At 52.0% G+C, this 8,403-nt stretch carries 7 protein-coding genes; all 7 read left to right on the top strand.

Annotated features, from left to right (window positions below; genetic code table 11):
• Nucleotides 1-154: 154 nt before the first annotated feature.
• Nucleotides 155-394 carry a hypothetical protein gene (locus Q0241_RS11070; RefSeq protein ID WP_299377324.1) on the top strand — a complete coding sequence of 80 codons (240 nt, stop codon included), beginning with the start codon at nt 155-157 and terminating at the stop codon, nt 392-394.
• A gap of 66 nt (nt 395-460) precedes the next feature.
• Entirely contained in the window at nt 461-841 is a 381-nt protein-coding gene (locus Q0241_RS11065) for a hypothetical protein (protein ID WP_299377322.1), read from the top strand.
• On the top strand, nt 838-3,333 hold the full coding sequence (locus tag Q0241_RS11060) for an Hsp70 family protein (RefSeq protein ID WP_299377320.1): 2,496 nt from the start codon (nt 838-840) through the stop codon (nt 3,331-3,333). The genes Q0241_RS11065 and Q0241_RS11060 overlap by 4 nt, the downstream gene beginning before the upstream one ends.
• A gap of 3 nt (nt 3,334-3,336) precedes the next feature.
• Nucleotides 3,337-4,806, top strand: a complete 1,470-nt coding sequence (locus tag Q0241_RS11055; protein WP_299377318.1) for an ATP-binding protein — start codon at nt 3,337-3,339, stop codon at nt 4,804-4,806.
• Between the two features lie 11 nt (nt 4,807-4,817).
• A complete protein-coding gene (locus Q0241_RS11050; RefSeq protein WP_299377316.1) occupies nt 4,818-6,464 on the top strand; it encodes a hypothetical protein in 1,647 nt (548 codons plus the stop codon).
• A gap of 5 nt (nt 6,465-6,469) precedes the next feature.
• Complete coding sequence (locus Q0241_RS11045; protein ID WP_299377314.1) at nt 6,470-7,219, top strand: hypothetical protein; 750 nt, start codon at nt 6,470-6,472, stop codon at nt 7,217-7,219.
• 48 nt (nt 7,220-7,267) lie between these two features.
• Nucleotides 7,268-8,403, top strand: a 1,136-nt coding sequence (locus tag Q0241_RS11040; protein ID WP_299377312.1) for a peptidoglycan-binding protein, incomplete at its 3' end; no start/stop codon positions are given.

Raw genomic sequence — 8,403 nt, 5'->3', positions numbered from 1 at the left:
CTATTGTTTAACCCAAATCTGCAAACCGGGTTGCCAAATCGATGATTTACTGCCTTGGAATATCAAAAGCTAGGTGTAGATTGCCGGACGCTTACAGTTGTTATATAATTTAGCTAATTTATATAGTGTGTCCGTCAAATGCTGGAGTTCCAGAGTGAACGAATACGAAATTTTTGCGCAAATAAAGAGTGCACTTAGTGATGCCCCTCGCAATCAATACACTGCTGAGCTACATCTGCAAATGATCAAATATGCTGATGAGTTGAAGAACATCACAGCCAAAGAGTTTTGTGAGAGAGTTGGCCTGCGAGGTAGTTTCGGTACGGAATTTAGCAAGATGCGGAATCTGACTCAGCGCTTGAAGGCGGCGGGATTGGATACCGCAAAAATTTGAGAAATCAAGCAAGCCCATTTGATTTTCAGAAACGGAAATAAGAACAACAATTCATAGGAGACTTTAATGGCGGACTCTGAGCAAACCACAACGACCCCCGAGGCCATGAGGGATTCAGTGATCAGCATGGCGGTTGAGTCCTGGCGCTTTGGCCGGGTGTTTGACCGTCTGCTGATGAAACTCGATGCTGGGGAACAGAACCGGTACAAGAGCCAGTTCCGCTGGTTTATCAAAAAGGTCGAAGAAGCCCTTGAGCAAGCGGATCTGCGCATCGTCAACGTCGAAGGGCATCCCTTCGATCCCGGCATGGCCGCCACTCCGCTGAATATCGAAGAGTTCGATACGAAGGATGCCTTGAAGGTCGATCAGATGCTCGAGCCGATCATTATGGGGAAAGAAGGTTTGGTTAAGACAGGAACGGTCACTTTGAGGAAGGTGGAACTATGAAAAATTTCGTTGGTATTGATCTGGGTACAACAAACAGCGCGATCTGCTCCTATGACGGTTCCGAAACCCGCATCTGGAAGAGTCCTGAACAGAATGATGTTACGCCATCAGCTATTTATATTGATCGTCGTGGCAATAAATATGTTGGTAAGCGAGCTTACGATTCTGCACCGCATAGCCCAGACAACTCAGCGATGTTATTCAAGCGTGTGATGGGAACAAGTACGCCAATTCAGTTATCTGCAGTAAATCTTACCAAGACTCCCGAGGAATGTTCAGCTGAAGTACTAAAAGTGTTGTTCGGGTACTTGCCAGAAGAGATTAGAAATGATTCTGATACGGGGACTGTAATAACTGTTCCGGCAGCATTTAACCAGATGCAGAAAGACGCAACAATGCAGGCTGCTAGTATGGCCGGGATCGGGAAAGTTGCACTTATGCAGGAACCCGTAGCTGCAGTAATGAGTGTCATGCGTGCTCGAAATACAGATGGAATGTTTCTAATTTATGATTTGGGTGGCGGCACGCTCGATATTGCCATTGCAGAAAGTATTGGAGGAAGGGTAAATCTTCTTGCTCATGGTGGCATAGCTATGTGCGGTGGTCGGGACTTCGATCGAGTATTAGTCGATAATGTGGTTCGTCCTTGGTTACTTGAAAAGTTTGACCTCCCAGAAGACTTTTCTGTGAATCCTAGTTATAAATCTCTCATCAGACTGGCTACCTGGGCTACCGAGCGCGCAAAAATTGAACTTTCAGCGCGCGAGGAAGTTGTTATTAGTCTCTCAGAAACTGAAACACGAGTTAGAGATCTGAGCGGAGATGAAATCTATCTCGATATCCAATTAAAACGTGAAACTTACGATAATTTAATTGCAGAGCGCGTAGCTGAATCGGTCAACTCAGCTCGCGAGGCTTTAAATAAAGCTGGGCTCTCTCCTCATGACCTTGAGAGAATTGTGTTTGTGGGTGGTCCAACCAATTACAAGCCTCTGAGAGATAAGGTTGCTTATGAGCTTGGAATACCTGGAAATACCGATGTGAATCCAATGACAGCTGTGGCCGAAGGAGCTAGTCTTTTCGCTGAATCTATAGACTGGGGTTCCCAGAACCGATCGCGAAAAAGCACCCGAGGTCAAATCTCCTCCGGTGGAGGACTGGAACTATCTTTCAATTACATTGCTCGTACTCCGAATGTTAAAGCGAAGATAGCTGTGCAGCTCGCTGGGCAAGCAGCATCTGGTTCAGAGTTTCAGGTCGACTGCGTCGACACTGGTTGGACCTCAGGCCGCCTGCCTCTCAAGCATGGCGCAACCATCGACGTCACCCTGACAAAAGCTGGTGACAACACCTTCAAGGTATTTGTTTTCGATTCTGTAGGCGGACCCATTGCTCTGCAACAGGACAATATCGTCATTACCCGAACCGCTGCCTCAGTGGATGCAATTCCAGCCTCTCACTCGGTTGGCATTGAAGTATTGGAGAAACTTGGCGGTCACCCCGTTCTCGACTATCTGGTTCGCTCGGGTGACTCGCTGCCCAAGAAGGGCAAAAAGGTATTCAAGGCCGCTGAGTCGCTCAAATCCGGTGCCTCGGGATCGCTCAACCTGAAACTATGGGAAGGCGAAATCGAAGACCCCATTACCGACAACCGCCCCATCGGGGTGTTGAAGATTTCCGGCTCCGACTTCGATGACGGCGTGATTCCCGCCGGTGCCGATCTGGAATGCGAATATGAGATCTTGGACTCCGGCAACATCAACATTGAGGTCTCCGTACCCTGCATCGGCGGCACCTTCCACTCCGGTAAGAACTTTTATTCACGCCAAGAGGGTCAGCTCGACTACACCGCCGCGGCCGTCATGGTTGTCGAGGAAGGCGAAAGAACGCTGAATCGCATCGACGAAATCAACGAGGTGGTGGACAACCCGAAGCTGGAACAAGCGCGTCAGAAGCTTGAATCTGCTGTCTCGCTCGATCCAGAGGAAGCTGAGACCGAGAAGTCCCAAGAGGCCATGGAGAAGGTTCTCGAGGCAAGGAAACTTCTTGCCCAGGTCCGAAAGGAGCATCTGAAGGAAATCCGACAGATTGATCTCGATGGCGTCGTTTCCTTCTTTGATGAGTATATCCGCCAACATGCCCGTCCATCAGAGGCGTCGGCTTTTGACAATCTGGCAAAGACTGCACAGCGCTCAATCGACCGAAATGACAAAGACTTTGAACACCACCTTGATGAGCTGAAAGGCAAAAACTTCGAGATCCTATGGCGGCAGGATTGGTTCGTGGTCGAGCGGTTCAAATCGATGGTCAACTCGCCCCACCTGTTTGCCGACAAGCACCGTTTCGAGGAACTCGCCCAGATCGGCACGCAACTCATGCGCTCCGATGACATTGAAAAGCTTCGCGCCGTTGTCGCCCAGCTTTCGATGATTCAGATCGGCGGCGGCCCCGACAACGAGATGTTCGATGTAGCCAACATTATCAGGGGATGATTTATGGCGAAGGACTTATGGCTGCCTAAAGGCTTTGAGTTGCCGGACGGATCGAAAATCCGGTCTCTCCTCTATGCAGGCGACGAGTGGCAGATTTTCGATACCAATGGCTCGAACAATATCCTGCTTACGCGTCCGGAACTTACGCAAAAGTGGGATGAATTCGGCTTCCTCGATGAATCCTTGTTCGGGGATGTCGCTTTTGGGAGTGAAACATTCCGGAGCCTGAGCAGCCATAAGAAGTACACCCTGACGGCGGTTGAGAATGGGAAATCCCCGGAAAGCAAGGTTGATGCACTGGCCTTTGCCTTCGCCCTCAAAGAGTCTCGGAAATTATCGGAGGATGCCTCCTTTCATGATGCTGTTTATGTGGAGCAGTACTCCCGACTTCTCCCCGCCTGGACGCTGAAACCCCACGTCGATGATCAAGTGGTTTTGGGTACCTGGATCACCGGAGGGGTCGTTATCTCCACAGAATCCTTCAGGCGTTTGACCACTTTGAAAGGGTGGATGCCTGCTGGCGATCTGGCCGAAATCGTAAAGGCCGCGGGGTTTACCGTACCAGCTGATGCGGGCCTACTGGCCAAGCGCAAGCCCACCTCTCAAGCTAAGAGCGACGCGAAGGCCGCTATTGCCAAGGAGGCAACCGAACCTGAACAGCCGCAAACGCCTGAAGAATCAGCCAAGGCCAAGGTTTTCAAACTTCCAGGACGGCCTCAGCTTGAGGAGTTTTTCAACGAGCACGTCATCGACATCATCTTCAATGCCGAGAAATATCAGGCTTTGGGTATCGATTTCCCTTCCGCCATCGTCCTCCACGGGCCGCCGGGTTGTGGCAAGACTTTTGCCGTGGAGCGGCTTGTCGAGTTTATCGATTGGCCCAGCTACTCGATTGATTCCAACAGCGTCGGCAGCCCCTACATTCACGAAACCAGCAAGAAGATCTCCGAGGTTTTTGACAAGGCAATTGATGGGGCTCCATCCGTCGTCGTGATCGACGAGATGGAATCTTTCCTGTCGGATAGGCGCTCCGGCAGCTCGTCCGGATTGCATCACGTCGAGGAGGTAGCGGAATTCCTTCGGCGGATTCCGGAGGCCATCAAAAACAAGGTACTGATAATCGCTATGACAAATCTGATCGAGATGATCGATCCGGCCATTCTGCGTCGCGGACGTTTCGACCACATCATCGAGGTGGGCATGCCGTCGCGGGAAGAAGTGGCATCGCTGGTGAACTCACTTTTGAGCAAACTACCGAAGGCCGACGGCCTTAACGTGGACAAGATCCTCGATGCTCTCACGGGCAAGGCGCTCTCCGATTCGGCTTTTGTCATACGCGAGGCCGCACGGCTTGCTGCCAAGGCCGGGAAGACAGAACTCGATCAACAGAGCATTGAGGCCGCGTTGAAGAGCCTTCCTAAAGACCAAGAGAAAAAAAGCAGACGCATCGGATTCGTCTGGGATGACAAGTAACCGGAGGGAGCATGGACCTATTACAAAATCCTTTTCACATTCTAAATGCCAGCCCCCGCGATAACCGTCGGCGAATCATGGAACTGGCTGATGAACGCAGCCTTTTGCTCGCCTCAAGCGAGTGTATGGAGGCGCGTTCGGAGTTGACGAACCCTCGTAAAAGGCTCTCCGCTGAAGTCGCCTGGCTGCCAGGCATAGGGCCAAAGCGTGTGGGAGAAGTGCTGTCGCTTCTCGAGTCTTCGCCAGCGGATTTGCTCGCCGTCGATAACCTGTCGTCAATTGCTCGGGCGAATCTGCTTGCAGCAGGACTCGCTCGTTTGTCTGACCACAATGCCGATGACGTGGCGGAATGGATTCTCGAAATCTCATGGGCATTTGAGGACCTCGACGCCGATGAGCTGAGCGTGATCATCAACGAGGAACGAGTTGTTTCCGGTTTTCCGGAAGTGTCGGATCTCTCTGCCGTCGAAGCTGAAATCCAGGAACGGCGGAGACACTATCGCCAGGTCATCAAGTCGGCCCTCGACAATCTTTCCCCAAAAGAACTCGTGGAGGCAGTCACCGTTGCCGTCGAGTCCGCGACTGATGATGGCGAGGAACATGGCCCTATTCTAATAGCCGACCTCGTTGATTCTTATGAGGTCGAAGCACAGGGCTTCCTTGATAAGGAAGAAGGAAACATAAAAGCCCTCGTTGAAAAACTGCGAGCCGCCGTCGATGCGGAACGGTCCGATTCCACCTTGGCCCCCATGGTGAACCAGTTGATTCAGGTTGTGAAGAACTGGGATACCGTCGCTCAGCCGATTCAGGTCAGCACGAAGAGCCGAGGGCTCGATCACGACGCCAGCCACCGAGTTGCCGGTTTGGTTCGCGGCCTGGCGATTCATATGTTCAATGAGCACGGCAAGCTAGATTTCTCGCAGCAACTCACGAATATGCTGCAGGAAGTGTTTGCGGAGGTTGGTGAGGTTGCTGAACGTACCGCTGAGGATGCAGATGCTCTTGCTGAGATTGCCGAAGAACAGCTTCGCTATGTCGAAGGTTTGGTAAACAAGGCTGAAGAGTGGCGAAGGGAAATAACCTATGAGGCGGAAGTCGGAGCCATTTTCAAGGATAAGCTTCGTATTTCCCCCGAAGGCATTGAGTGGAAAGGTCGCCGCTGGGATTTAGATTCTATCACTCGCGTTCGATGGGGTGGTACCAAGCATTCTGTAAATGGCATTCCGACTGGAACGACTTACAGTATCGTTTTCGGTAACAGCTCAAATTACACCTCAATTGAGCTAAAGAAAGAAGCTACCTACTCAAACTTTATTGACCGTCTATGGAAGGCAGTAGGTGTTCGCTTGTTAACAGAGTACCTACAGGGACTTCGAGAGGGGAAAAAGTATCATTTCGGCTCTACCATCATGAGTGATCATGGTATGGAGCTGGAAAGGAAAAAACTTTTTGGCAGCAACGAGCGCATCTTTTGCCGTTGGAGCGAACTGGTGGTTTGGAATGGCGCCGGTGTTTTCTGTATAGGAAAAAAAGATGGTAAGAAGCTGGCTGCAGCGTTCTCCTACCAAGAAGAGGACAACATTCATGTCTTAGAGGCAGTTATTCGAATGTTTTGGAAACAGGGTGGCGATAGGCTAAGTAGCCTCTTGGGGGAATAAAATTTATGGATGAAAAAGACAACAAACGCGGATTTTCTGGGCTCTCCGATCTGACCTCGGACACCCGGACTATCCCACATGCCCAACGCCAAACCAGCCCACAGCCATCAGCACCACAAAAATCAGTGTTCGCCTTGCTGGAGCTGACCAAGTGGCCAACTCTTCCGGCTCCATGGTCGAGCGTTGACAGCGGCGAGACCTGGATCTGGGGAGATTTCTTCCTGACCTTTCAGAGAAAGCCGAAGAACGTTCTTGACCTCACCATGGAAATGCAGGGGAAGAAAGCCGAGTACCGGGGGATGACCTATCACTACGCCATGTCGGTTTTCTACCGCATCGACAGGAATCCTCATGGACCATCGCACCGACCGATCATGACCATTGCTCTCGAGCAGGCCGATATGGGCATGCTGGCCAAAATGCTCGGCAGCGAAGCTGGCGAGCTCCTTCAAGCCGAGGGTGGCAGCAAAATGGGACCGCTGATGATTGGTCTCTTTACCGGCGAGACACGATTGAACCTTGGTGATTATGAAGGCGACACAAGCCCACAGTCGGTCAAGCGGAGGTTTTTCGAAATCCTGGGTCGGCAGTTGGGAGTAAGCGGCCAGCCAAAGATGATAGGCGACCTGGCGCAGGCGCATGGGCATCCGGAAACGGGACTGCCCGCCAAAAAGAAAAACTCCGGATGCGCCCCTGTGATTCTTTTGTGCATTGGCATTGGTGGCCTGGGCGCTTGGGGGCTGACGTTCATATGAGGGAGCTCGGCATGAGATTTATGTGCGAAACGGAAGGGGTCGGTGTCCATGGCTGGTGATAACGACAAGAACAAAAAAGGCTTTTCAGGGCTCTCTGACTTGGCGTCCGAGGTCAGTGACATCAATGAGCCCATAAAGCCGGAGCCAAAAACGGAGGCTAAGCCATCAACGCCTAAGCAACCACCCCAGCCTCAACGGGAAGCAGCCCCTTCCGAACCCGAGCGGAAAACAACAAGCTCTCCTCCGCCTATTGAAACCGTGAGCTCTGGCAAAAGTGGCGGTGGTTCGGGCGGCAAATGGATTCTTGGCATTATCGGTGTCATCTTTGTGATCTGGCTGATTAACAGTGGAGATCAAAGCAACAAGAAACCCTCATACACTCCGCCTTCGTCGTCGCAAAGCTACAGCTACCCGCAGAGCACTCCGGCTCCGGCAGTTCAAACGCCAAGCACGACCCAAAGCGCCGGACTGCAATATACAAAGCCTTCGGTCGGCACCAACAACGTGCTGTCCGTACCGGAAATTCGCTGGTGCATTCGGGAGGGCATTCGCATTGAAGCGATGCGGGACGTCATTGATAACAATGCGGGAATCGATGAGTTCAACCGAATCGTCAACGATTACAACAGCCGCTGCGGGAGCTACAGGTATCGCGAAGGTTCCCAGTCTCGAGCTGAACGTGATGTGGAAGCCTACCGAAGCCAGATTGTCTCGGAGGCCATTCGCGAGGCCAGACAGTTGGGACGTTCCTATCCATCTGTTTCACCAGGAGTATCGACCAGCACCGCTCCCAAGAAGCCCAGCGCCAAATATACCAAAGAGGCTCAACAGCTTCTTACCGATCTCGGCTACGACCCTGGGCCGGTGGATGGCGATTATGGTCGCCGGACTGCCGACGCGGTGAAGGCCTTTCAGCGTGACGTTGGAACCACCCAGGATGGTTGGATTGATGAAGACTTGCTGAGCACGCTGCGGAGAGTAAAGGCCGCTTATAAACCGCCTGTCGTCTCGCAACCCAAGCCTCAAACCCAGACAAGTTTGCAGCCGCGTCCCAGCATTCCTTCGGCGACCACCACGACGGCGGCAGGCCACTTTACTCGCGGCTCACATAAGGATGATGTTTTGCGCCTGCAGGGCACTCCCTCTGACATCGACATTTATTCCAGCACAGAAACCTGGTGGTA

Origin of the sequence: uncultured Kiloniella sp. (genome assembly GCF_937128705.1) — a bacterium.
In the GTDB taxonomy this organism is placed as follows: Bacteria; Pseudomonadota; Alphaproteobacteria; order Kiloniellales; family Kiloniellaceae; genus Kiloniella.
The sequence above is the reverse complement of the archived record's forward strand: the minus strand, read 5'-3'. Positions and strand labels throughout refer to the sequence as shown.